This is a genomic window from Geoglobus ahangari (assembly GCF_001006045.1).
GTDB classification, from domain to species: Archaea; Halobacteriota; Archaeoglobi; order Archaeoglobales; family Archaeoglobaceae; genus Geoglobus; species Geoglobus ahangari.
The window spans coordinates 643853-668318 of sequence record NZ_CP011267.1 but is presented as its reverse complement, the minus strand read 5'-3'; the positions used below and the strand labels follow the sequence as shown (position 1 = coordinate 668318).

At 51.6% G+C, this 24466-nt stretch carries 31 protein-coding genes and 1 tRNA gene; 18 read left to right on the top strand and 14 right to left on the bottom strand.

All coding sequences use genetic code 11. The annotated features are described in order from the left end of the window. Positions 1–90 precede the first annotated feature (90 nt). From GAH_RS03905 to GAH_RS10305, 8 genes are all read left to right on the top strand, one after another. Positions 91–1284, top strand: coding sequence for an acyl-CoA dehydrogenase family protein (locus GAH_RS03905; RefSeq protein ID WP_048094807.1), 1194 nt, complete (start codon positions 91–93; stop codon positions 1282–1284). A gap of 213 nt (positions 1285–1497) precedes the next feature. Beyond that, a complete protein-coding gene (sucC, locus tag GAH_RS03900) occupies positions 1498–2655 on the top strand; it encodes an ADP-forming succinate--CoA ligase subunit beta (RefSeq protein WP_048094806.1) in 1158 nt (385 codons plus the stop codon). 3 nt (positions 2656–2658) lie between these two features. Continuing rightward, positions 2659–3531 (top strand): succinate--CoA ligase subunit alpha, encoded by an 873-nt coding sequence (gene sucD, locus GAH_RS03895; RefSeq protein ID WP_048094805.1) that lies wholly within the window; start codon positions 2659–2661, stop codon positions 3529–3531. 2 nt (positions 3532–3533) lie between these two features. Continuing rightward, the gene (locus GAH_RS03890; RefSeq protein WP_048094804.1) at positions 3534–5240 is read left to right on the top strand and encodes a succinate dehydrogenase/fumarate reductase flavoprotein subunit; all 1707 of its coding nucleotides are present in this window, start codon (positions 3534–3536) and stop codon (positions 5238–5240) included. A 9-nt stretch (positions 5241–5249) separates the two neighbouring features. Further along, positions 5250–5966, top strand: a complete 717-nt coding sequence (locus tag GAH_RS03885; protein WP_048094802.1) for a succinate dehydrogenase/fumarate reductase iron-sulfur subunit — start codon at positions 5250–5252, stop codon at positions 5964–5966. Positions 5967–5971: 5 nt separating this feature from the next. Further along, positions 5972–6346, top strand: coding sequence for a succinate dehydrogenase (locus GAH_RS03880; RefSeq protein WP_048096722.1), 375 nt, complete (start codon positions 5972–5974; stop codon positions 6344–6346). A gap of 4 nt (positions 6347–6350) precedes the next feature. After that, positions 6351–6701 carry a succinate dehydrogenase, cytochrome b556 subunit gene (gene sdhC / locus GAH_RS03875; protein WP_048094801.1) on the top strand — a complete coding sequence of 117 codons (351 nt, stop codon included), beginning with the start codon at positions 6351–6353 and terminating at the stop codon, positions 6699–6701. Positions 6702–6819: 118 nt separating this feature from the next. After that, positions 6820–7284 (top strand): ArsR/SmtB family transcription factor, encoded by a 465-nt coding sequence (locus GAH_RS10305; protein WP_052747748.1) that lies wholly within the window; start codon positions 6820–6822, stop codon positions 7282–7284. Here GAH_RS10305 and GAH_RS10665 read toward each other — a convergent pair. After that, on the bottom strand, positions 7281–7442 hold the full coding sequence (locus tag GAH_RS10665; protein ID WP_156967384.1) for a hypothetical protein: 162 nt from the start codon (positions 7440–7442) through the stop codon (positions 7281–7283). The genes GAH_RS10305 and GAH_RS10665 overlap by 4 nt on opposite strands. Positions 7443–7718: 276 nt before the next feature. Between GAH_RS10665 and GAH_RS03860 the strand changes: the two genes are divergently transcribed. From GAH_RS03860 to GAH_RS03835, 7 genes are all read left to right on the top strand, one after another. Further along, positions 7719–8543: a radical SAM protein gene (locus GAH_RS03860; RefSeq protein WP_052747747.1), complete on the top strand. Its 825-nt coding sequence runs from the start codon at positions 7719–7721 to the stop codon at positions 8541–8543. Beyond that, positions 8543–9010, top strand: coding sequence for a flavodoxin family protein (locus tag GAH_RS03855; protein WP_048094799.1), 468 nt, complete (start codon positions 8543–8545; stop codon positions 9008–9010). The genes GAH_RS03860 and GAH_RS03855 overlap by 1 nt, the downstream gene beginning before the upstream one ends. A gap of 17 nt (positions 9011–9027) precedes the next feature. Continuing rightward, entirely contained in the window at positions 9028–9702 is a 675-nt protein-coding gene (sfsA, locus tag GAH_RS03850) for a DNA/RNA nuclease SfsA (RefSeq protein WP_048096719.1), read from the top strand. A 55-nt stretch (positions 9703–9757) separates the two neighbouring features. Further along, a tRNA-Gln gene (locus GAH_RS03845) sits at positions 9758–9830 on the top strand. Between the two features lie 262 nt (positions 9831–10092). After that, positions 10093–10632: a helix-turn-helix domain-containing protein gene (locus GAH_RS03840; RefSeq protein ID WP_048094798.1), complete on the top strand. Its 540-nt coding sequence runs from the start codon at positions 10093–10095 to the stop codon at positions 10630–10632. Between the two features lie 36 nt (positions 10633–10668). Next, on the top strand, positions 10669–10896 hold the full coding sequence (locus tag GAH_RS10660; protein WP_156967383.1) for a hypothetical protein: 228 nt from the start codon (positions 10669–10671) through the stop codon (positions 10894–10896). Next, positions 10889–12094, top strand: a complete 1206-nt coding sequence (locus GAH_RS03835) for a hypothetical protein (RefSeq protein ID WP_156967382.1) — start codon at positions 10889–10891, stop codon at positions 12092–12094. The genes GAH_RS10660 and GAH_RS03835 overlap by 8 nt, the downstream gene beginning before the upstream one ends. An 87-nt stretch (positions 12095–12181) precedes the next feature. On the opposite strand, the gene GAH_RS03830 is transcribed toward GAH_RS03835, so the two are convergent. From GAH_RS03830 to GAH_RS03790, 9 genes are all read right to left on the bottom strand, one after another. Then, positions 12182–12475: a transcriptional regulator gene (locus GAH_RS03830; RefSeq protein WP_048094796.1), complete on the bottom strand. Its 294-nt coding sequence runs from the start codon at positions 12473–12475 to the stop codon at positions 12182–12184. Further along, the gene (locus GAH_RS03825; RefSeq protein WP_048094794.1) at positions 12476–13069 is read right to left on the bottom strand and encodes a hypothetical protein; all 594 of its coding nucleotides are present in this window, start codon (positions 13067–13069) and stop codon (positions 12476–12478) included. Between the two features lie 99 nt (positions 13070–13168). Beyond that, complete coding sequence (gene serS / locus GAH_RS03820) at positions 13169–14524, bottom strand: serine--tRNA ligase (RefSeq protein WP_048096718.1); 1356 nt, start codon at positions 14522–14524, stop codon at positions 13169–13171. Between the two features lie 2 nt (positions 14525–14526). Further along, positions 14527–15573 (bottom strand): hypothetical protein, encoded by a 1047-nt coding sequence (locus GAH_RS03815; RefSeq protein ID WP_048094793.1) that lies wholly within the window; start codon positions 15571–15573, stop codon positions 14527–14529. Then, positions 15570–16682 carry a SufB/SufD family protein gene (locus GAH_RS03810; protein ID WP_048094792.1) on the bottom strand — a complete coding sequence of 371 codons (1113 nt, stop codon included), beginning with the start codon at positions 16680–16682 and terminating at the stop codon, positions 15570–15572. The genes GAH_RS03815 and GAH_RS03810 overlap by 4 nt, the downstream gene beginning before the upstream one ends. Further along, positions 16643–17422, bottom strand: coding sequence for an ABC transporter ATP-binding protein (locus tag GAH_RS03805; RefSeq protein ID WP_245604100.1), 780 nt, complete (start codon positions 17420–17422; stop codon positions 16643–16645). Before GAH_RS03805 ends, GAH_RS03810 begins: the two co-directional genes overlap by 40 nt. Positions 17423–17475: 53 nt before the next feature. Then, a complete protein-coding gene (locus GAH_RS03800; RefSeq protein ID WP_048094790.1) occupies positions 17476–17940 on the bottom strand; it encodes a metallophosphoesterase in 465 nt (154 codons plus the stop codon). Positions 17941–17970: 30 nt separating this feature from the next. Continuing rightward, on the bottom strand, positions 17971–18615 hold the full coding sequence (locus tag GAH_RS03795; RefSeq protein ID WP_048094789.1) for a 16S rRNA methyltransferase: 645 nt from the start codon (positions 18613–18615) through the stop codon (positions 17971–17973). A 31-nt stretch (positions 18616–18646) separates the two neighbouring features. After that, positions 18647–18877 carry a 4Fe-4S dicluster domain-containing protein gene (locus tag GAH_RS03790; protein WP_048094787.1) on the bottom strand — a complete coding sequence of 77 codons (231 nt, stop codon included), beginning with the start codon at positions 18875–18877 and terminating at the stop codon, positions 18647–18649. A gap of 46 nt (positions 18878–18923) precedes the next feature. Between GAH_RS03790 and GAH_RS03785 the strand changes: the two genes are divergently transcribed. Continuing rightward, positions 18924–19871 carry an AIR synthase related protein gene (locus GAH_RS03785; RefSeq protein ID WP_048094786.1) on the top strand — a complete coding sequence of 316 codons (948 nt, stop codon included), beginning with the start codon at positions 18924–18926 and terminating at the stop codon, positions 19869–19871. Here GAH_RS03785 and GAH_RS03780 read toward each other — a convergent pair. The 4 genes from GAH_RS03780 to ilvE are packed head-to-tail and all read right to left on the bottom strand — an operon-like array spanning position 19863 to position 22964. Further along, a complete protein-coding gene (locus GAH_RS03780) occupies positions 19863–20603 on the bottom strand; it encodes an A24 family peptidase C-terminal domain-containing protein (RefSeq protein ID WP_048094784.1) in 741 nt (246 codons plus the stop codon). The two genes, GAH_RS03785 and GAH_RS03780, sit on opposite strands and share 9 nt — an antisense overlap. Then, positions 20578–21576 carry a homoserine dehydrogenase gene (locus GAH_RS03775; RefSeq protein ID WP_048094783.1) on the bottom strand — a complete coding sequence of 333 codons (999 nt, stop codon included), beginning with the start codon at positions 21574–21576 and terminating at the stop codon, positions 20578–20580. Before GAH_RS03775 ends, GAH_RS03780 begins: the two co-directional genes overlap by 26 nt. After that, complete coding sequence (locus tag GAH_RS03770) at positions 21573–22079, bottom strand: ACT domain-containing protein (protein ID WP_048094781.1); 507 nt, start codon at positions 22077–22079, stop codon at positions 21573–21575. Before GAH_RS03770 ends, GAH_RS03775 begins: the two co-directional genes overlap by 4 nt. A 6-nt stretch (positions 22080–22085) precedes the next feature. Continuing rightward, positions 22086–22964 (bottom strand): branched-chain-amino-acid transaminase, encoded by an 879-nt coding sequence (ilvE, locus tag GAH_RS03765; protein WP_048094780.1) that lies wholly within the window; start codon positions 22962–22964, stop codon positions 22086–22088. An 86-nt stretch (positions 22965–23050) separates the two neighbouring features. Here ilvE and GAH_RS03760 point away from each other — a divergent pair, with 86 nt between their 5' ends. Together GAH_RS03760 and GAH_RS03755 are read left to right on the top strand one after the other, a co-directional pair. Further along, the gene (locus GAH_RS03760) at positions 23051–23539 is read left to right on the top strand and encodes an adenosine-specific kinase (RefSeq protein WP_048094779.1); all 489 of its coding nucleotides are present in this window, start codon (positions 23051–23053) and stop codon (positions 23537–23539) included. Positions 23540–23627: 88 nt separating this feature from the next. Beyond that, the gene (locus GAH_RS03755) at positions 23628–24434 is read left to right on the top strand and encodes a DNA integrity scanning protein DisA nucleotide-binding domain protein (protein ID WP_048094778.1); all 807 of its coding nucleotides are present in this window, start codon (positions 23628–23630) and stop codon (positions 24432–24434) included. Positions 24435–24466: the final 32 nt, after the last annotated feature.

Here is a 24466-nt window from a genome sequence, read left to right as displayed (position 1 = left end):
ATAACGGTTTCTATTTGGGAACAGGGAGATGAGGATGGAATTTACCGGGAAAACCGAAAGGTTTATACATTTTTTTAACTATAATCAAATATGCTGGCTGAAAATCTTCTAACTGACGAACAGAAGGCAATTAAGGAAGCTGCAAGAGAGTTCGCGGAAAAGGAGTTTCCCAATTATTCCGAGGAATGCGACAGGGAGGAGAAGTTCCCCTTCGAGCTGTGGAAGAAGGCCGCAGAGCTCGGCTTCATCGGAATGAGCATTCCCGAGGAGTACGGCGGACAGGGGATGGGCATCCTCGACACCTGCCTCGTCGTGGAGGAGTTCTGGAGGGTAGACGGCGGTCTGGGAATGATAATGGCCTCCACCTTCGGCTCAGAGCAGATCCTGATGTTCGGCAACGAGGAGCAGAAGAAGAAGTACCTCCCGCCCCTCGCTCAGGGCAAGGCGATTTGCGCTGCGTGCTATACAGAGCCCTACGCGGGGAGTGACGTCGCTGGAATAAGAACGAGGGCCGACAGGGATGGGGACGAGTATGTGATAAACGGAACCAAGATGTTCATAACCAACGGAACGATCGCGGACTACTACATAGTCCTCGCCAGAACCGATCCAAACCCGCCGAAGAGGCACCTCGGCATGAGCGTATTCCTTGTGGAGAAGGACACTCCGGGAGTTGAGGCCAAGAAGCTCACCAACAAGCTCGGAATCAGGGCGAGCGATACTGCTGAAGTTGTTTTCAAGAACGTGAGGGTGCCGAAGGAGAACCTCATCGGTCAGGAGGGTCAGGGATTCTACCAGACGATGATGTTCTTCAACGTCACCAGAATTCCCGTCGCGTTTCAGGCCGTGGGTCTTGCAACCGGAGCATTTGAGCTCGCGTTTAACTACGCGAAGAACAGGGAGCTTTTCGAGAGGAAGCTGATAGACTTTCAGGTCACGCAGGAGAAGCTTGCAAAGATGAGGACGGAGCTTGAGGCTGCGAGGCTGCTGGCGTATCAGGCCGCATACTTCCAGGACAAGGTAGGCATGCCCGACCCCGGGCTCACGGCAATGGCGAAGTACTACACCGCAAGGGTGGCTCAGGAGATCGTGCACGAGGCGCTGCAGATATACGGCGGATATGGCTTCATGGGCGAGCAGGCAATCTCAAGGATGTACAGGGACGCGAGGATCCTCGAGATCTACGAGGGTACGCGAGAGGTGGAGCTCGAGGTCATCGCAAGATCCCTCACCGGAAAGGTTCCGTCCGTGCTCGGAAACGTGAGAAAACACCCGTTCATGTAACCTTTCCAATTTTTTGTCTTTTTTGGGCAAACTGTTCCCCTTTTCTCAGAACCAAAAATCCTGTCACGCTCAAACCCTCCTCCACCGCCTCTTTTTCAGTAACAACCGGTAATAACATTTCTTAAGGCTGAATAAGGCCATTGCACGAAAAAGCGGAAACTTTTTTATCAATAATAATGAATGTTGGAAAAACATTTTACGGAAGGTGGTAGATTGAGGCTGCACGAGTATCAGGCTAAACAGATTTTCAGGCAGCACGGGATTCCGACGGCAAGAGGGGAGCTCGCGCTAACTCCAGAGCAGGTTAAAGAAATCGCAGAAAAGCTCGGAGGAAAGGTCGTGCTGAAGTCGCAGGTCCTCGTTGGTGGGAGAGGGAAGGCCGGTGGGATAAAGCTGGCCAACAGTGCTGACGAAGCCTACGAGCTTGCGAAGCAGATGTTCGGGATGGTCATTAAAGGGCATAAAGTGGAAAAGCTGTACGTCGAGGAGCAGCTTGAGATTGAGAGGGAGATGTACGTTGGCTTCACCATAGACAGGGCAAGCAAGGGCTTTGCCCTGATCGTGAGCAGCGTGGGCGGGATGGATATCGAGGAGATAGCCGCAAAGCACCCGGACAGGATCGCAAGAGTCACCGTCGACCCCATCTACGGGCTGTGGGACTACCAGATAAGGGAGGTGCTGTACAAGTCCAACATGCCCAAGGAGTACCACAGGGAGGTCACGAGAATAATCAAAACCCTCTACAGCATCCTCGTACACAATGAAGCGGAGCTGACAGAGATCAACCCACTTGTCGTCACGAAGGATGGCAAGATTATCGCCGCAGACGCAAGGCTGAACATAGACGACAACGCCCTCTACAGGCATCCAGAGCTTAAGGAGCTGAAGGACTACACCGAGGTCGATCAGACTGAGAGAATAGCTGAGGAGAAGGGGTTGAACTTCGTCAAGCTTGATGGCAACATAGGCGTGATAGCAAACGGCGCAGGGATGAGCATGGCAACGATGGATCTGATCTACCTGGAAGGCGGGAAGCCGGCCAACTTCCTCGACGTTGGCGGTGGAGCGAGCAGCGAGGTTGTGAAGGAGGCAGTGAGCATCATTCTGATGGATGAGAACGTGAAGGTCATCTTCATGAACATCTTTGGAGGGATAACGAGGTGCGATGAGGTTGCGAGAGGCCTGATCACGGCATTCTCGGAGATGGAGATTCCCGTGCCTGTGGTTCTCAGGCTTGCCGGCACAAACGAGGAAGAGGGCAGGAAGCTCATAGAGGAGTTCATCAGGGAGAAGGGCATCGAGAGCATCTTTCTGGTAGAGACGATGGAGGAAGGAGCCAAGAAGGCGGTTGAACTTGCAAAGGGGGTGTGATGTATGGCGATAATTATTGACGAGAACACCAAGGCGATAGTTCAGGGCATTACCGGCTCACAGGGGAGATTTCACGCAGAGAGGATGATGGCCTACGGAACAAAGATTGTTGGCGGAGTTACTCCCGGCAAAGGGGGCAGCGAGGTTCTTGGAGTTCCTGTTTTCGACACTGTGAAGGAGGCTGTTGAGGAAACAGATGCCAACGCGAGCGTGATATTTGTTCCCGCAGCCTTTGCGGGAGACGCGATAATGGAGGCCGTTGATGCCGGAATAGAGGTGATAGTGGCCATAACTGAGGGAATTCCGGTTTACGACGAGCTGAAGGTCTACAAGAAGGTGAAAGCTGAAGGAAGAATCCTCATCGGCCCCAACTGCCCCGGAGTTATGAGCGTTGGGAAATCACACCTCGGCATAATGCCGCCCCAGATATTCAGCGAAGGCAATGTTGGAATTGTCTCGAGGAGCGGAACCCTGACGTATCAGGTGGCATACAACCTGACGAAGCTCGGAATAGGCCAGTCAACGGTAGTTGGCATCGGAGGGGACAGGATAATCGGCACAAGCTTTGTTGAAGTGCTGGAGATGTTCGAGAAGGACGATCAGACTGACTTGGTCGTGCTCATCGGAGAGATCGGAGGCACGGACGAGGAGGAGGCGGCGAAGTTCATTGAGAAGCACATGTCAAAGCCCGTCGTTGGGTACATAGCAGGCATCACAGCACCTCCGGGCAAGAGGATGGGGCATGCGGGAGCGATAATCGAGGGCGGAAAGGGCACTGCAGAGTCGAAGATCAAGGCGCTGAACGAGGTTGGAGTCGAGGTAGGCAGGACACCAATGGAGGTTGCCGAGCTGGTTAAAAAGAAGCTGAAGGGATGATTATGGAGGTAATCAGGCACGATATCGTCATAATCGGTGCAGGGCTCGCTGGCCTGAGGGCTGCGATAGCCGCGGCTGAGAAAAGCAAGGAGGTCAGCATAGCCCTGATCTCCAAAACCTACCCAATAAGGTGCCACTCCGTCTGCGCTGAGGGTGGTACTGCGGCTGTGCTCAGAGAGGATGAGGGGGACAGCTTCGACCTGCACGCATGGGACACGATAAAGGGGGCTGACTTTCTCGCAGATCAGGATGCCGTGGAGTTCTTCGTCAGGGAGATTCCGAAGGAGATTCTCAGGCTGGACAACTGGGGGTGCCCCTGGAGCAGGAGGGAGGATGGGAAGATAGCTCAGAGGGCATTTGGAGGGCAGAGCTTCAACAGAACCGTCTTTGCAGCAGACAGAACAGGCTTCCATGAAGTACATACCCTCTACGAGAGGAGCCTGATGTATCCAAACATCGTCCGCTACGACGAGTACTTCGTCACCAACCTGTTCATCGAGGACAACGCGGTCAAGGGAGTCTCGGCAATCCACCTCAAGACCGGAGACCTTGTGTTCTTCAACGCGAAGGCTGTTATTCTCGCAACCGGAGGGGCCGGGAGGCTGTACGGCTTCACAACCTACAGCCATCAGGTCACGGGAGACGGGCTGGCGATAGCCTACAGGGCTGGCGTGCCCCTGAAGGACATGGAGTTCGTCCAGTTCCACCCAACCGGCCTGATTCCGTCGGGAATTCTGATGACCGAGGCGTGCAGGGGTGAGGGAGGCTACCTGAGGAACAGGAACGGCGAGAGGTTCATGGAGAAATACGCGCCCGAGAGGATGGAGCTCGCCCCGAGAGATGTGGTTGCGAGGGCGATGTGGACCGAGATAATCGAAGGGAGAGGTTTCGAGGGGCCCTACGGCCCGTACATTGCTCTGGACTTAACCCACCTCGGAGAGGAGAAGATTGAGGAGAGACTTCCTTTAATAAGGGATGCTGCAAGGAAGTTTGCAGGAATTGACCCGGTCGAGGAGCCGATTCCGGTAAAGCCGGTGGCGCACTACACGATGGGTGGAGTTCACACAAACATGTGGACTGAAACACCTGTAAAGGGCCTTTACGCGGCAGGAGAGGTAGCTGCAGTGAGCATCCACGGAGCAAACAGGCTCGGAAGCAACTCTACAGCAGAATGCTTAGTTTTCGGCAGGGTTGCTGGAGAGAAGGCCGTGGAATTCGTGCAGGGGAAGAGTTTCTCGGAGATAACCAAGGAAGAGATGCTCGCAGAGGAGAAGAGGCTCTTCGACGAGTTCCTCGGCAGGAGTGGAGATGAGAACCCGTACGAGATTAAGAAAGAGCTGAACGAGACGATGGACAAGAACTTCTGGATATTCAGAACCGGAGAGGAGATGAAGGAAGGAATAAAGAAGATTCAGGAGCTGAAGAGAAGATATGAGAACATAGAGATCGTGGACAAGAAGAGGGGGTTCAACACGGACTTGATGCAGGCCATGGAGATTGGATTCATGTTAGATCTGGCCGAAGCTGTCGCTGTTGGCGCGTACGCGAGGATGGAGAGCAGAGGAGCGCATTACAGGCTCGACTATCCGAAGAGGGACGACGAGAACTGGCTGAAGCACACCCTCGCGTACTACACCCCAGAGGGACCAAAGCTGGAGTACATTCCGGTGACGATAACCAAGTGGCAGCCTGTTGAGAGGAAGTACTGAGGTGAGGGCATGGAGAGGGAGGTCCTCTTCAGGATAAGGAGGTTTGATGGAGAAAAAGAATACTGGCAGGATTTCCGCTTCACGGCCAGAAAGGGAATGACCGTGCTGGAGGGACTCTACTTCATAAAAGAGAACCTTGACGGTTCCTTGGCCTTCAGAGCCTCGTGCAGAATGGGGATATGCGGGAGCTGTGCGGTCAAGATCAACGGCAAACCGAGGCTTGCCTGCGAGACGCAGATATTCGATGTTGGCGATGTTCTTGAAATCGAGCCGCTCGATAACATGCCCGTCCTGAAGGATCTGATCGTAGACATGGACGGGTTCTTCAGGAAGCATGAAGCTGTGAAGCCCTACCTGATCAGGAAGGATGACGACTACGAGAATCCGAAGGAGCTTCTCCAGACTCCAAAGGAGTTGCACGCTTACTACGACTTCTCGCTCTGCATTAAATGCGGAGCGTGCTATTCAGCCTGTCCCGCAAGTGCGACGAGGAGCGACTACCTCGGGCCTGCTGCAATAACTGCAGCCTACAGATTCTGCGCTGACAGCAGGGATGAGGGCAGGGAGGACAGACTTGCTCTCGTCTCAGGCTCCGAGGGTGTGTGGAGGTGTCACTTCAACGCGGAGTGCAGCGAGGTCTGTCCGAAGAGCATAGAGCCGGCAAAGGCAATTCAGAAGATGAGGCTGATGAGCGCGATCCACATGATTAAGAGCATCTTCAGGTGATTGAGATGAAGGGAGTTTCGGGATGGTTTACGCTGAAGGGAAAGTCCGTTAACAGCATAGCTTACTCATTCCATAGGCTCACGGGCATAGTGCTTTTGCTCTACCTCATAGCTCACCTCAGCTTCCTGACGAGCCTCAGGATTGGAGAAGAGACTTACACGGCATTCATATCCATAACCGTTAGACCTGAGACTTTACCCTTGGACTCTCTGCTGTTTCTGGCGACCTTCTATCATGCGTTCAACGGCCTGAGGGTTGTGCTGAACGAGTTCGGACTGCTGTATGAGGCGAGAAAGGTGCTGATATACCTGATGACCTTGCTTGCGCTGCTGTTCTGGCTGTACAGCACGTACATGATGTATGTGTTCCTCACGGGGTGATAGAATGAGTGAGTCCCACACGAGAAGGGTTCTGGAGCCGTTCGGCTGGATATTCCAGATGATCACAGGACTTTTGCTCTTTGCCTTCGTCATATTCCACCTGTACATCACCCACCTCACGTCCCACGACGCTTTGGAGTATGCTAAGGTCGTGGAGAGGCTGTCCAACCCGGCGATAAAGGCATTTTACTGGCTGTTCTTGGCCTCAGCATCATTCCACGCCTTCAACGGGCTGAGGGCTATACTGCTGGACACGGATTTTGGAGGGAGAAACGAGAGAGCAGTAAATGCGATGACGATGCTGCTGTTCCTGATTGCTGTGGTTTACGGTGGGTTGCTTTTGATTACCTTTTGAGGGCAATTATTTTACTTGACCCTTATTTTTAGCCGCAGTACAGGCTAGAAGCAAGAGGATTTTGGCCATCTAATTAAGAGCAAAATTTAACATAATTGTCACGTAAGTTTATTCAAGGATGAGTGACCCAAAAGAGGGCGAAGTTTCAGTGGAACATCTAAAGGTTCTGAGCAACGATACAAGAATTGAGATACTGAAGAATCTGTCAAACAGGAGATATACTGTTTCGGAGCTCTCCAAGATTTTGGACGTTAAAAAACAGCTTATCAATTACCACATGAAAGTACTGGAAAGCTCTGGACTGGTAAAAAGAGTTGAAAACGGGAGAAAGTGGGTATATTACGAACTAACCGATCTGAGCCGTAAAATTCTGGCTTCATGGAAGATCAGAATAATTCTTTCATTCCTTGCTGCATACACAGCATTCACTGTACTTCTGAAAGAGGCTCTGAAAAATGATCTCGAGCCCAAACCTCTCGGTGGCCATGACATCTTCTCGATCATTTTCACAGCAATTCTGCTGATGCTGGCTGTTGCAGTTTTGATGCACTTCCTTGCACTGTGGTGGCGCAGAGAGATTTAATGCGGCGTCCTCATCCCAGGGCTGGTAATCTGAAAGATCATGAGCCATACGAGGGTTGCTATTATTATCGTCATGCCTATTAAAAAAAGAGCTTTACCCACTCTCTTTTTTCTCAGCACCCATCCGGCAATCGCCGTTGGAATTGCTCCCCAGAACATGTAAGCGTAAACCTTGCCCAGAATGTAAAAAATTAAATCGAGGATCAGATTCTCACCCCCCGCATCAACTACTGTTGCTACCAGTATGTGAGAATGTGCCAAATAATTTAAAAACACCGATTTAGTCAAAAATTCGTTTGACGTTCTCGAAATTTTTATAAAAAACTCTGCTGCCCTGTCTGAGAAAGATTAAATCGAAAGTTTATTGGAAATCATCACTTTTCTGATAGGCAGTAGCCAGCAACCATTTTAAACCCCCCATCTTAACACCGTTTTATGTTTCCAGCGACTCACTGCACCCACTGTCAGGGAAGCGACGAGAGCATACCCAACCCGGTACACCACCCGACCTACGAGGTCACGCCCAGATGCAACCTGAACTGCATCTACTGCTACTCCAACGTGGCCCTGAAGAAGGGAAAAGCTCCGCTGCCCGGGTACTATGGCGACACTGAGGACGTGAGGTCGATAACACTCTCCCAGTACGGAGAGCCGCTTGTTGCGGGAATAGACGAGGTGGAGAGGATAGCGAGAGAGCTGAAGAACATGTTCCCGCAGGCGAGGCTCGATCTGCAGACCAACGGAATCTTCCTGAACGAGAAGGCGATAGAGAGGCTCGAGAAGTACTTCGAGCTTGCGATGGTGAGCCTGGACGTCTCCTCAAGAGAGAAGTACGCGAGAATAACGGGCTTCGACGGGTTCGACATCCTGATGGAGAACCTCAGAGCGCTGAGCAGATCCTCGATCAGGGGCGTTATCAGGACGATTTACATGCCCGGAATCAACGATAAGGACGTTTTTGAGCTTGCGGATCTCGCTAACAAGCTGGACATGGAGATGTTCCTCCAGCCCCTTTCAGTCTACGACAGAGAGCTTATGGAGAGCCACAGGCTCGACATGGAGAGGACTGAGGACATTGTGGAGTTTCTCGATGTGACCGAGAGGCTCAGGGAGATTGCGGACGTCAGAATCCCGGGATGCTTCATAGTCAACGTGAGAAGGATTGAGAGGGAGTTCGGAAGAGAGTACCTGAAGCTCATAAGGAGGAACGCGCTGGCTGAAGTTCCGGAGATGAAGAGGGAAAGGAAGTTCGTCCTGTGATGGCGGAGGTTCTCTTTTTCTCGTACACCGGGAACTCCAAGCGAATTGCCGATGCTATTGCTGAGAGGTTTAACCTGAAAGTCCGGGAGATAGTCCCGAAACTCAGTCTGCCATATCCTGCGTGGCTCCTCCTCTCGTTCATACCCAACCTCGGCGTTCCGGTTAAGGAGGTCGAGGTGAGGTCGGACAGAGTTGTTCTCTGCTTCCCGAAGTGGACGTTCAACTGCCCGCCCGTTACATCCCTCATAAAGTCCGGCACGCTGAGGGGTAGGAGGGTGTTCCTGATCACCACCTACGGCGGGTGGAGGGGCGAGCAGTATCTGAGGGGCTATGCGAAGATGCTGGAGAGAAGAGGGGCAAAAGTGGAAGGAATGCGGCTGGTGAAAAGGTCTGAGGTCGAGGACGTTCTGTCCGACGGCGGTTTTTTCGATGACCTCGAGAAGTTTTTAGGGCAAAGGGTTAAGTAAGCCCTGACAGAAGGTTGATGGTGGAAATCTGCAATCTGGTGGAGGGCAGGCTTGTCAGGAGGCTCAACAGGTTCGTTCTCGAGGTCGAGGTGAACGGGAGAGTCGAGAGAGCACACCTGAGGGACTCTGGAAGACTGACAGAGCTGATGAAGCCCGGAAACAGGGTGCTCATGAGGCCGAAGAAAAGAGAGAGGACGAGCCACGAGGTTTTCGTGATATACGACGTCCACGTTCCGGTAGTTGTTAACTCCTCCCTCCACTCGGACATTGCGGCCGAGATACTTGGAGGAGAGGGTTACAGGATCGAGGGCAGGGAGGTGAAGGTCGGCAGTAGCAGGATAGACCTTCTTGTCAGCAGAGATGGTGCTGCAAAGCTCGTCGAGGTCAAGGGATGCACGCTTGTTCGAGATGGCGTCGCCCTCTTTCCGGACGCTCCGACAGAGAGGGGAGTGAAGCACGTCAGGGAGATTGCTGAGAGAGGAGGAATGATACTCTTCCTCGTCATGAGGAGCGATGCGAGGATATTCATGCCAAATCACGAGACACACCCAGAATTTGCGAAAGTTCTGAGAGAGGCTTACGAGAGCGGTGTGGACGTGAGGGCTGCGCTGCTCCGCCCCGAGGTGCAGGGGGACTGCCTGACGATAGGATTCGAGCGCTACCTGCCTGTAGAGTTTCCTGACGTGAGTTAGAGGCGCCAGTCCAGCACCGCAACCTTCATAAATCGAATGTCAAAATGAGCCATGAAGCCCCGTAGGGTAGTGGTCAATCCTGCGGGACTCTGGATCCCGCGACCCCGGTTCGAATCCGGGCGGGGCTACTCTCATCCAACAGATATGCTTTCTCGAATACCTCGATTCTCCTTTTTGCCTCCTCTAAAATAGCATTTTCGGCAATCTGCGACATGTTTAGGAGCTGAAGATAATATCAGTACTTTATTATTCATAATAATTAATTATATAACCAAAATACATGCCCCCCAATGCTTGGGTTGCAATGAGACTAATAAGGCAATTTAGCATGGTGCTCATTAACAAATCTCGAAATAAATTTATTCTACAATCTATCATAACTATGAGTACATGAGAACCAAAAAGAACAACTACGAGGATTTCATAAAAGAGGATGCTGAAGAGATGTCATATTATGACAAACTCACACTAATAACAATAAAAAGCGAAGGTGGAAAAAGCAGAGCCACGAGAATCCAGAAATTGGGATTGATTATCAATGCTATCAAAGAAGGTAAAACGCCTAGTTCACACGGTCCGTATTTCTATGGTGGGTTTTCAGACGATATCGAGGAATCTCTTAATTATCTTCTTGAATCAGGTATGATAAAAATTGAAAATGGAGAATATGCTTTAACAGAATATGGTAGAAAAATACTTGAATATCTAGAAAAAAAATTAGATGATGACTACAAAAAATTAAAAGAGATAGTGGAGGATATCACACCACCGCTTAAAAAACTAAATGACAGAGATTTAGTAACACTTACATATTTGCTCTTTCCAGAGTTGGCTAAAAACTCACTGATTAAAGAAGAGATAGAAAAGATTTTAGAAAGTGGAAAGTTTAAAAGTTTTAAAATATACATTGAAGACGTAAAGAAAAAATAACGTCCATCTGAAATCAATAATTCAGGAGGATTGGTATTGACTGAAAGAGATAAAAAGAGGCTAAAATTTGATCCAGCATCTACGATAGATCTAGAATTCGAAAAGATAAAAAAAGATATGACACCCGGAAGTATAAGGATTGTTAAAGGAGGAAGTTTAATAAAAAGAAGAATACTATTAGTCGCATATACAACAGACGAAAGAATAATTGTAATAGATCTAGATAGTGGAGCAGAAATTTACAGGAGTGATAAAAATGAGTAGAAGTTATAGTATTAAGAAAGTCGAGATCGTAGATGACCCGGTTTTTTTAAAAGTAGCTAAACTTGAAGTTTTTGATAAAAAAATAGAAAATTTCACAAGATCTGTCGACAGATATACTTACAAAAAAACATTAGAATGTTCTTTACGTGAGTTTGACTCGTTAATTAACGAAATTCATATTCGAATGGATTTAGAAACTTTAAGAAAAATAGACAACGATCCTGATGAACAGAAGAAATTTATTTATAGAAATGTTCGTTTTTTAGATTATAAAAAATTAATTAATATTTTTCTATTAAAAATAATAATTAAAAAGAATGAAAAAATTGAGAAAAAAGATTTGGAGTATATCAATTCATTATTATTATATCAACTAAATGACATCTATGTTGTTCCAATACTCGAATTTGAAGGTGAAATAGATAAACCCACTCGAGTGCAAATATACAACAAATTTGTGGAAGAATTGCTGAAAGAAAAAAATACAGTAAACCCGAACCTCAGAATAGCTATTTCCATACCATCATACTACCCAAGAAGAAGACTTGACAGCTTGTTTTCATTATATGAAATCGAAAACAAAGAGCCCACATTCATAGTAGTGGACTTTGCATACCAAAGAGCAACCGATCCAAGCAGAATAGGAATAATACCTACAATCAACAGCTATTTTTTAGAAAATAACAACGAAAAATACTTTATATATGGATTTAATGTTAAACCTTACAAGAAAGGTGAACAAACACCATTATCTGAAGAAATAATGTTAATCGAATCAGGATTTAACGCTGTAGGGGCACCTTATAAAAACAAGAAGATTAAATTGGCATTCTCACCAAGAACATGGGATCACCTAAACAAAATATTCCAAAATACAGATTACAAATACCATCCCCTTTCCGAAAAAGATAAAAGGTTACTTTTGGAGAATTGGCTTCAACAGTTCTTAGAATTTAACGTAAATCTAAAAGAAGTTAAAAGCACAGTTAATAAATATGTGAGACAATATAATTTTTATTCACTAAATAAAGAATTTTTACAAATTTCAGAAAAAATATGGAAATCTGAATTGGAAGTATTGGAGGAGCAAATATTAAATAAAGAGGTTACACTGAAAGCAAACGAACTTGCCAAAAAAATCTTAAAAAATAAACCCAAATCGAATAAACACGACATAACACTTGATAAATTTATTTAAAGAATTTTTATTATATTATAGAAGAATAAATTTCTAAAACTTTTAGATAAATGACATATCCCAAAAAAATAAAAACCCTATAAAAGCTCACAACCCTTCCAACACCTCCTTCAGCCTTCTAACGTAATCTCGAGTTTCATCCACGCCCTTCTCAGTTATCTCGACCACAGTCCTCGGCCTGTCGGCAATGACCTTGCCCACCTTAACCATTCCGGCCCTTTCAAGCACCCTGAGGTGAGAGTCGAGGTTTCCGGGTGTTAGCTCGAGAACCTTCTGGATCTCGCTGAAGGCTGCCCTCCTCCTCGAGAGGAGGTACAGCATGACTCCTAACCTTACGGGATTTCCGAGGATTTCGTGCCTGAGCCTGCTGAGAGGCTCCATTCAATCACCGATTGTTCTGAACGCGCTGTAGAGGTAAAGCAGTATCGTAATCGAGAATGCCGCTGCAATCACGAAGCCCGCCCAGACCGTTGCATCTTCAAGCTGGAGTGCTGCAAGAGATCCAAGGGAAGGTATCGCAAACGCGGGGATCATTTCCAGATCGAACCTCTCAGAGAATCCGAGCGAGAGCCACATGCCGAAGATGGACACTGCTATGAAGCTGAGCAGGGCCACGCCGAAGTTCTGGGTCAGCAGAGCAGGAATCGCGTAAAAGCCGATTATCGCTCCGGCGATCCACGATGCCGCTATTGCGATTCCCACACCCTTCCTCCACTCCTTCTCACCTCTCAGCCTCGCTATAACCATTATCTTCCTGAATAGGGCTCCTGAGACTATAACGCCCACCACCATCGCCCCTATCCAGTAGGTGATGGACACGAGGCCTGAAGGGCCGAAGAACGCGAGTATCGTGTAGAACAGGCTCATGACCGCGAGCCAGTAGGCGAAGTTCATCGCAGAGTAGATCTTTCCGGCGGCAAGGATCTTCCTCTCGACCCTTTCGAGAACCTCCCTGAGCTCTTCCGGCTGCTCCATGTTAAAGACTGGTGGCTCATGCTATATATACCCGGAAGAAGCTCTGTGGGGCAGAGCCGTGCGGTTTGTAAAAGAGATGTTACCAGAAAAAAAAGAATGTTACTTTCTCGGCTCGATGTACTCCTTGGGCGCGCTCTCTATCGGCTCTAAATACCTTCTGAGCACCCTGGGAATCTCCACCCTGCCATCTTCGAGCTGGAAGTTCTCGATTATGGCCGTTATCGCTCTGGTCGTTGCTATTGCTGTTGAGTTCAGAGTGTGGACGAAGCCCTTCGACGGCATTCCCCTCTTCTCCGCATATCTTATGTTCAGCCTGTAGCTCTGCCAGTCGGTGCAGTTGGAGCACGACACCATCTCTCTGTATCTGCCCTGAGCCGGCATCCAGGCCTCGAGGTCGTACTTCTTGGCTGCGACAATCCCCAGATCTCCCGTGCAGATGTTCACGATCCTGTACGGAATGCCGAGGCCCTGCCACAGCTCCTCCACGTTGGCTATAAGTCTTTCATGCCAGTCCCAGCTCTCCTCGGGCAGGCAGTAGATGAACTGCTCCACCTTGTTGAACTGGTGAACCCTGAATATGCCCTTCGTATCTTTTCCATGTGCTCCTGCCTCCTTCCTGAAGCATGGGGAGACGCCAGCATAGAGCAATGGGAGCTCATCCTCCCCAAGCGTCTCGTTCATGTGCATTCCGGCTATTGGATGCTCGGAGGTTGCGATCAGGTAGAGATCCTCGTCCTCTATCTTGTAGAGAACCTCCTCAAAGTCGCTGAAGGCGGTAACTCCAGAATAGGCCCTCGAGTTCATCATGTACGGGGGGGAGAGAATCGTGAAGCCCTTCTTTTTCAGGAAATCGAGTGCGTACATTGCTAAGGCAAAGTCCAGCCACACGAGGTCGTCGAGCAGGTAGTAGAACCTCGATCCCGCGACCTTTGCAGCCCTCTCGATGTCGGCCCACCCGAACTTCTCAACGGCATCTGCGTGGCCTATAACCGGCCTGTCAATTACCTCGTAACTCGCCTTGCCCTCACTCTGCTCCAGAAAAGACTCGAGGTGCTCCTTGTAAACCCTCGCCTTCCCCCAGAACCTGATCGGGACGTTCTCGCTGTCATCCTTACCGACAGGCACGCTCTCGTGAATTATGTTCGGGATGGAGAGGAGGGTTGAGTTCAGCTCCTCCTCAAGCTTCCTGAGCTCCTCCTCCCCCTTCTTGACCATCTCCGAGATCTCCTTGGCCTTTTCTATCAGCTTCCTCTTCTCCTCACCCTTGGCCTTCTTCACCATCTCGGAAAGCTGATTTCTCTCTCTCCTGAGCTGGTTGAGCTTGAAAAGCTCCTCCCTCCACCTTTTGTCAAGCTCTATGGCTCTGTAAACCACTTCAACGTCCTCCCCTCTCCTCCTCTGGGACTCTATGAGAATCTCCGGGTTCTCCCTCAATGCCTTAAGGATGCTCCACATCTTCATACCTCCAGAAAGTGGGAAATGAGCATTACAGTATTCCCTTCCCTCACAACCTTTATTTTTTGCGGAAGGTACTTCCCCTCGAGCACGTAATAGCCGTCCTCTTTACCGCCGAGCTTGTCGAGCATGTTTATGCAGGCGTAGGTGAACTCGTTTGCATCCTTCTCGCTGTCGAAGGCGATCTTCCACGCCCACCCCGTCTCGTTCAGAACATAGGCATCTCCGTTCCAGCCCTCCGCCGCAACCCTCGCTATGACGTCATCCACGTGTGCCGCAAGGAAGAAGAACAGGAAGAGCTCTCCGAGCCTGTTCTTGTCTCCCGGAACGTTCAGGCTGACCTGCTCGAAGCCCTCGTGGGCGAAGTACTTCTCCGGGTGCATGACCTGCTCCATGCTCACCGGAGGGTTCTCAAGCATCTCCTTGGTGTCACCAGTTCTGTTGTAGACCTCTATGGCGAGGTTGAAGCCGTAAAGGTAGGGGGCGTAGCCCAGAAGGAAGTAGGCGTTCTCTTCGCTCACCTCGCTCTGCCTCTCCTTCTCGTAACTCTCACCCGCGATGATTCTGGAGATCAGCTTCGCATCTCCCTCTATCGTTGATGCCTTGGCCTTCTCACCATCGAACGTGCCATCGGAGGTTATGTTGAACCTCTCCTGATACAAATGTTCGAGTTCGTGGTAGATCGTCCTCTTGAAGGTCTTTGGGTCGTAGTTGTCCCTGACCACGTAGATCTTACCCTCCCAAGTGAACGCCACGAAGCTCGCCAGATCGTGCTCCTTCGCCTTCTCAAACGTGTAGTTTGCTGGAAGCAAAAGCATGGCCTTGTAGAAAAGCTCCTCCTTTGGCTGGTAGCTGCCCCACCTCTCCACCACCCACTTGGTGTCAACCACCTCGAGAGGCGGGTTCAGATCCGTACCTCTGAACTCGTTGAACGTCTTGAGGGCATCCTCGTAGGCCTGCTTTATCTCCCTGTCCCCGTCGAGGAAAGTGCAGCCCGACAGCGAGATGACAAGGATCAGGAGGAAAAAAACTGCAAGCCACTTCCTCATAACAGGTCCTTTTCAACTAAGCTTATAGCCTTATCTATCTCCGCCTTCAGGACATCCGGGATGCCCTTTATTTCGAGGTCGAGGAAACCCCTTATGATCGCCGCCGTGGCCTCATCCCTCGAGAAGCCCCTCGCCATGAGGTAGAATATCTCCTCCTCCGCTATCTTCCCTATCGCGGCCTCGTGGCTGAGGTCCACGTTGGGGTAGTTGGCCTCAAGCTCAGGAACGGCGATTATGCTCCCGTTGTCGGAGAGCATCAGCCCCCTGCACTCCAGGTGCCCCTTGACTTCAGGCGCGTTGCCGACAAGATGTCCCCTCGCGACTATCCTTCCACCCCTGCTTATAGTCCTCGACACTATCTCAGCACTGCTGTTCTCGCCGTTGAGGATCGCCCTGCTGCCGACATCCACGTTGCTCCCCTCGAGCCCGACGATTATGCTGCTGAAAACCGCGCGGGAGTTCTTACCGTTCAGGTGAGCCGTGGGATACATCTGCACGAGCTTGACGGGGTTCATGAGGACATAGTTGCTGATGAAGACGCCGTTGTCCTCCACTATCGCAGCGCTCCTCGGTCTGACCTCTATGTCGCTCTCCCAGCTGTGGATCATGGTGAAGGTGAGCTTCGCATCCCTCTTCACGAAGAACTCTGATATTCCGATGTGCATGCCCGCCGCGACGCCGGGATGGGATGTGCAGCCGGAGATTATGTTGAGCTCACTCCCCTCCTCAGCGATGATTATGTTGTGAACCCTCTGCCTGTGGCCTTGAGTTCTCAGATACAGGCAGGCCTCGACCGGAAACTGAACCTTCGCTCCCTTCTTTGCCCTGATGAAGTACCCGTTCACGTCCGGAGAGTCCGCTTCCCTCGTGTAGTCGTCCTGCTCCTTCTTCACGGCCTTCCAGAAGTAGTCCTGAAGCCAGTCGTACTTCTCGAGGGCCTGCTTTATGCTCATCACCTCTACGCCCTCGTAGAAGCTCTCGGCAGCAACAGCGTCCTGATCAACCTGAACGAAAGTCGCGCTCCTCCTGCTCTCGTCCAGCTCTATGCCGACGCTCTCGAGCCTTTTCCTCACTTCCTCTGATTCAAATTCTGGAATTCTCTCAGGCATTTCTTAACACACCCCTCATAACCATATTTCCTAACATCCTCCAAAATCTCGTACGGATTCCCGATGCAGGCCAGCCTGCCCTTGTAGAGGATAACTCCGTAGTCTGCATCCACGTAATCCAGAATGTTGCCTGTGTGGGTGATTATGACCCCCGACTTCCTCCTCTCCTCCTTCGACCTGTCCCTCTCAAGAAGCTTGCTTATCGCCTCGCCCACCAGAGCCACGTTTTCGATGTCCACTCCGCTGTCCGGCTCGTCGAGCATGACGAAGTCCGGGTTCATGACGAGCAGCTGCAAGAGCTCGCTCCTCTTCACCTCTCCACCCGAGAAGCCCTTGTTTATCTCTCTGCCGAGAAAGTCGGTCATGTTCAGGAACTCCGCGTACTCGTAGATCTTCTCCTCCGGAACGCCACGCTTCTCCGCGATTTTCCTGAGCACGTCTATCAGCTTCACCCCGCTTATTGCCGGAGGTGTCTGAAAGGCTATCCCCATCCCGAGGTTTGCCCTGAAGTCCGCGTCCTTGTCGGTTATGTCAACCCCCTTGAAGATTATCCTGCCGTCGTAAACCTGATAGTTCGGGTTGCCGATGAGTGTGTTCATCAGCGTGCTCTTCCCGCTCCCGTTCGGGCCGAACAGGGCGAGGGTTTCGCCCCTCTTGATGTACAGGTTGATGTTCTCCAGCACCTTCTTGCCAGCGACCCTCACTCCAAGGTTCACAACCCTCAGCATGTCCTCCTCCATACTCACCACACTCCTAACTCGGTTAACGGCGATTAAAAACCAGTGGAGTTGTGTCAGAACTCCACAATACTGATCTCACCATCCTCGTAGATCGCGTATGTTCTCCTGCCTGTCAGGTACCCGCACACCTCCCCGGGGTTGAGCAGCCTTGCCCTCCCCTCTTTTCTGACCTCAGCCCTGTGGGTGTGCCCGCACACGACAAGCTCGAACCTGCTGCTCAAAGCCCTGAGCACCTCCTGACTCGTGCCGTGGTAAACTGCTATGCCTTCAACCCTCAGCACGTCCCCAAACACCCAGCCCTTGGACACAGCTATCTCCATCAGCTTCTGCCTGTCACCATCGTTGTTGCCGAACGCGAGGTAAAGGCTGTCGAGCTCCAGAAACTCCTTTAAAGCGAAAGGCGAGATCACGTCGCCAGCGTGAACGTAAAAGTCCACCTTCTCCCTGCTGATCTCCTGCAGCAGATCCCTTATCGCCTGAACATTGTCGTGCGAGTCCGAGAAGGCGATGAACCTCATGAAGGAACCTTGTTCGGGTGAAATAAAAAGCTAACTGAATCCCTCGAGAATGCAGACCGTTTTATACGTGACGTAAAGGCTTGTTCTTGGCCTATCACCAAACCCGGCGAACCTGACGCCTTTCTCCTCAAAAATTCTCCAGAGCTCGTCGTCAAAATCCCCGTGGGGGAATGCACCTATGCAGACCACGAGACCCTCACTCCCTGCAGCTTCGAGCAGTGGCCTGACGTCATACCCCTCGTGCATTACCACGGCGTTTCGTGAGATCAGCTCATCAATCCCCACATCCACAATCTCCAGCAGCACATCTCCTCCCGCCGAGATCTTCCCCTTCCTGAACAGATCCTCCATGAGGCCAACAAACCTGTTGTAGTTCCTCGGCAGCCTCGTTTTTCTATTAACGCGTATCACCTTCCCAGCCACCGTGTGGACGTAAACCTCAAAGTCCTCGAGGGAGGAGTCGAGGAGGGCGAGCAGGCACTGGTGGACTATGTCGGGCCTTCCCCTCTTCTCCCTGTTCTCAAGGCCCTCCATTGCCCTGTGATGTTTAGAGTCGTCCAGAAGGATCTCCTCCGGTCTCTTCCCCCTCCTCTTGGCATCCCTCCTCACAACCTCGTGGTCTGCGATCTCGGGAGGGATTGTCTCAAGCGATGCTTCGAGGAAAACGAACCTCATCGAGATGGGGTGGAAAGGAAGGTAAAAAGAGTTACGCCTCCGCCTTCACCACACTTATGCAGCCAGTCGGGCAGATCCTCTCGCACTTCTTGCAGCCAACGCACTTCTCCTGATGCGTCGGAAAGGGCATCGGTCTCCTGAACCTCCTGCCGAAGAACTCGAACTCCACCATCTTCCACTCCCACACTCCCTTGTCGCAGACATCTATGCACTCTCCGGCACCACCGCACCTTCTCGCGTCAAACTCGACCCTGTACTTCATGGAGAGCCCGAAAACTCTATTTGAATAAAAGGGGAGAGAGGTTTTGATGGCAGATGATGAAACCGACCTGATAGGCATTGTTGCCGAGCTCAAAAGCTATCCCGGCCTGACGAGGAAGAGGTACGCCGGAATCTTCAGAGATCTTGTCGGAGAGTTTTTCGGTGAGGATGCGGGCTTTCACAGCCTTCAGGACTGTGAGATCGTTCTGACCTCTGACGGTGTTTGGCACAGGGTTCTTGAAGCAGACCTCTACTGGGGAGGCTTTGTCTCAATCCTCGTTAACGCTCACGATGTTTACGCGATGGGTGCGAGGCCTTTGATGGCGGTCAACGTCATCTCTGCAAGGAGCGCTGAGGAGCTTGAAGAGATGAAGAGGGGAATGGAGGACGCCCTCAGGCTCTTCAGGGTTAGGATGGTCAAGGGGCACATCCACCCCGACAGCCCCACAAACACCATAGATGTGGCGATGGTCGGGATAGCGAGCAGGGGGAGGGTGATCAGATCGTCCACTGCCAAGCCGGGGGACAGGATAATCATTGCCGTGGACACGGACGGAAGGCCGCATGAGAAGCTTGTCCACAACTTCGACTCCACGAACAAAGACCCGGATCAGCTTATCTCCCAGTTCGAGTCGATGGTGGAGCTGGCTGAGAGGGGCATCCTGAGTGCGGGAAAGGATCTGAGCAACGCCGGCATTGCAGGCACGGTGGCTATGCTGCTCGAAACAAGCGGGGCAGGAGGGTGGATGGACGTGAACAGAGTTCCGAGGCCGAAAGGAGTTGGTCTGGTGCAGTGGCTCAAAACGTACCCTGCCTGCGGTTTTGCTGTGACGACGCGCAATGAAGAGGAGGTTCTCGAGGTGTTCAGGGAGAGAGGACTTGAGGCTGAGGTTGTAGGGGAGGTGGATGGTTCCAAGAGGATGAGGCTGAGAATGGATGAGGTGGAGGAGACGTTCTTTGACTTCAGCAGGGAGAGCGTTTTCGGTTTAAGGTAAGAGGAGGGTTACCGCGTAGCTCAGCACGTCGCCGAGGAGGAAGGCCATCGCATAGCCAAGAGTCATGAAGACTATGAAGGGTATCTGGGGGGTCACCCAGACCCTCTCGACCTTTCCCCCCTTCTTCGCCTTTTTCAGCCTTTCCAGCATCTTGCTGTCGGGCTCAACGCCCCTCTTAAGCCTGACGATGCCGCCCCTCTCGTCAACATACTCGAGGAGGGAGTGGTGAGGGGGGATGGAGGAGGCGTCAACCCTCCTGCCGATGAAGAAGTAGAGCTTGGATCTCCTGAACTCCGACACCCCCTCCCGCAGGAGGTTTGTGAGGAAGAAGTAGGCCGCGAATAAAGGGGCGAATATGACCGCATTCGCGAGGGTTGAGAAGGCGAACGAGAAGCCCCTCATGAGGATCGGAAAGGGTGGGAAGGAAGGGTAGAAGGGGAACGTGAGCGCGAGAACCATCAGCGCCTTGGCATCAGCCCCACCGTAGAGGCCGAGGTAGTAGAAGATGAACGCGAGTGATATCACGAACACGGCCTGAAACAGGGCGAGGTAAAGTTCGAGGGTCGAGTGGGGAAAGAGCAGGAGCTCAGCCAAGGTGAAGGGAAGAAGCGCGAGAAACATGAGCTTCCACACTCTGTTGGGAATGATCCTGCTCCTCAGATCCATCCTGCTGGCCCATAAGAGAAACAGAAGGCCAATCAGGAACTTAGTTACCGCTACTTCCCCCTCCATAGATATCAACGAAGTCCGATATTATGGCGCTCGCCGTCTCGCTCCTCCCGGCACCTCTGCCGATGACGAAGACCTCGCCGGCCAGATCAGTCTCAACCAGCAGGGCGTTCAGCGTTCCGTAGATCGCCAGCGGATGGGTGAGCTTGACGAGGCGTGGGGATACCTCGAGCTTTCCGTTCTCGTCTGCCTCTGCGATCAGCCTTATCGTGTACCCCCTCTCACCGGCCACCTCGAAGGCTTCAGGGGTGATCCCCTCTATGCCCATTATCCTGACGTCCTCGAACCTCGCGTCCATTCCGAAGACCGAGTTGGCCAGAATCACGAGCTTCGCCCCGACATCAATGCCCTTCACGTCGTAGCTCGGGTCAGCTTCCGCAATCCCCAGCTCCTGAGCCTCGCTCAGAATCTGAGAGTATGGCATCCTCTCCTTCTCCATCCTCGAGAGGATGTAGTTGGTCGTTCCGTTCAGTATCCCCCTAACCCTCTTCACCCTGTTTCCTGCGAGATCCTTCCTCACCAGCTTTATCACCGGCATCGCTCCGCCCACAGTCGCCTCGTAGCCGACTTTCACCCCATGCCTCTCCGCCATCTCCATGATCTCCCTGAAAGCAACCACGAGCGGGCCCTTGTTCGAGGTTATGACGTCAATTCCCCTCCTTATCGCCTCTTTGATGTTGCCCAGCCCCGGCTCTCCGGTGAAGACGTTCGTGGGGGTTGTGTCGATCAGAAGGTCGAAGTCCACGGCGTCGAAGAGCTCCTCCGCTCTCACATCTCTGGGCAGCCTTCCTCTCTCGCTCTTCTCCCTTATCGCATCCAGAACATCAAAATCGCCGTAAATGGAGCTCCTTGAGTCTGCTACTGCCACGATCCTGTACTCTCCAACCTCTCTCTCAATCTGGGGTCGCTTGAGCTCGAGAGTCTCAGCAACCCCCATCCCAACCGTGCCGAACCCGAAAATTGCTATCCTTATCATAGCAGATCCTCGTTCAGCGGCTCTATGACGAGAATGTCCTTTTTCTCGCAGACCTCCCTCAGAATCCCGACAGCCTTCCTCAGCTCATCCTTTCCTTTTGCGGAGATCGTGATGAGAGCTGTCGAGGGCTCGTTGAGCTTCGGCATGGTTATGTGGAGCTCGACCACCTCAGCAAACCCGGTCTCGTCAATCCTGTTCACGGTGTCGCTCAAATCTGTGTGGATTATGTGGCCGATGAGCAGGAAGCTTGCTGTCGCGAGCAGCCTGACCTCATTGTAGCTCCTGATGTGGATTCCCGCATCCCTTATCCTCTCAACAAGCTGAAGGAGTTTCTCTGAGTCTATGTCCACAACAAACTCAACGGGGATTCTCTTCATCGGCGTGGTCTTGTGCCTGTCGTGGACGACGCTTATGATGTTTCCTCCCATTTTGGATATCGGCTCTATGACCTTCAGAAGCTGTCCGGGCTTGTCCTCGAGCTCAACCACGAGCGTTACGATCATCTGCCATCACTTGTATATCTCCACGCCCTCCCTTGCGGTTATCTCGTTGAACTTCTCAATCAGCCTCTTCGTCACCTCTCCCGGCTTTCCGTCTCCAACAGTCCTGCCGTCTATGTATGTGACGGGGGCAATCTCCGCCGCAGTCCCGGTGACAAAGATCTCGTCAGCAGAATACAGGTCGAAAAGGCCGATGTTCGCCTCTTTGAACGGGATTCCGAGCTCCCTTATTATGTCTATGACCACCGCCCTCGTGATGCCCTTGAGGTTGTTTATCGTTGGAGGCGTCGTTATCTCGCCGTTCTTGACGACGAAGATGTTGTCCCCGCTGCCCTCGGAGACGTAGCCGTTGTGGTCGAGGAATATCGCCTCGTCCCCTCCCTTGGCATTGGCCTCGATCTTGGCCAGAATGTTGTTCAGGTAGTTTAGAGACTTTATGTTGGGAGGGAGGGAGTCTATCGCGTTCCTCCTGACCGTGACGGTGACCGCCCTGAGGCCCTTCTCGTAAAGATCGCCGTAAAGCCTGCCCCAGGGCTTGGTTATGATGATTACAGCCGGATTCGAGCACTTTCTCGGGTCGAGGCCCAGATCCCCAATCCCCCTCGTGACTATCGGCCTTATGTAAGCATCCCTCAGCCTGTTCCTCCTGAGAGTCTCGAGAATCGCCTCAGCGAACTCCTCCTTGCTGAGAGGAATTTCCAGATCGATGACCTTCGCGCAGTCGTAGAGCCTGTCTATGTGCTCGTACAGCTTGAAAACCCTGCCATTGTATGCCCTTATCCCCTCGAAGACTCCGTCGCCGTAGAGGAATCCGTGATCGAATATGCTTATCTTCGCCTGGCTCTCGGGAACGAACTCTCCGTTCATGTAGACCAGAAGCTCCTCCATCCTACCCCCCGCCATGCTTGACATTTAGTATCAAATAAATCTTTCGAATTCGAAAGTGTTATTTTCTCGCCCCGTACATTAATAGCATGAAGCTGGAGGTCGTAAAGATCGAGAACCCGGAGAACAGATATCAGGTGATCGTCGGGCAGGCGAACTTCACGATTTTCACGTGCGACGACATATTCAAAACGCTTCTGACCACAGTCCCGGGGATAAAGTGTGCCGTAGCGATGAACGAGGCGGCACCAAAGCTCACGAGGGTCACGGGAAATGACGAGAACCTGAAGGAGATCGCTGCCAAAAACGCCCTCAGCATAGCCGCAAGCCACGTTTTTGTTGTGATGGTGGAGAACGCCTTCCCGATCAACGTGCTCAACGCCATAAAGTCCCACCCGGCTGTCTGCAGCATTTACGTCGCCTCTGCCAACCCCATTGAGATAATAGTCGCCGAGACCGAGCTCGGAAGGGCAGTTCTCGGAGCTGTTGACGGACAGAAGGTCGAGAGAATAGAGACCGAGGAGGAGAAGAGGGAAAGGAGAGAGCTGGTGGAGAAGCTCGGTTACAGGATTGAGTGATCCTTACCTTTCCCACCTTTTCCATTTTACGGACAATTTTATTCTTCAGACCTAAAATATTTAATTCCGCTCCAACATATATGAGAACATGATAAACCTCATGATCGATTTTATCACCACTCTCGCGGAAAAATACGGGATAGAGAGGGTAATCCTCGTCTCTGACGTTGATCTTGAGTTCGACAACCTCGAGGTCATCAAGGCCCCGAGGAACTACATAGAGACTGTGAAGAACACCTTCGCGATAACCGGATCCTGCGGGCTCACAGAGAGCATAATGTCGATCCCCGGAATAGCTGAGTTTGTCGAAGCGTACCTCGAGGTTTCTGGAGTTGAAGGAAAAGCTCTCGTGTGCGTTTACCTGCCAAACCTCAAGGGAGTGTTCATGATCGACGGTGAGAGCAGGCTGAGTAGGGTTCTCAAGGAGTGCTCGGAGTACGTGAACCCCGAGGCTTTGCGAGCCACCCTTGCGGTCGCGCTCTCCATAGCCTACAAGGGGAGGGAGGGCAAGAGCATAGGAACCGCCTTCGTTATTGGCGATGCCGAGAACGTGCTTAAAAAATCGAGGCAGGCGATACTGAACCCATACGAGGGGCATCCGAGAGAGAAGAGAGACATCAAGGATCCCAACAACTGGGAGAGCGTGAGGGAGTTCGCCCAGCTTGACGGGGTGTTCATCCTCGACTCGGAGGGATACATCCTCTCCGCAGGCAGGTATCTGGACATTGAGGGGGAGATAGTGCTCAAGTACGGGCTCGGAGGGAGGCACATCGCGTGCGCCTCAATAACGAAGAGCACGAAGAGCGTTGCGATCGTCGTCTCCAGCAGCGGTGGGGACATAACGATTTTCAAGGACGGGGAGGCGGTCATAGAGATACCGGTCTCGCTGATGTGAGGTGGGAAGAAACCTCAAAACCCTTAATAATT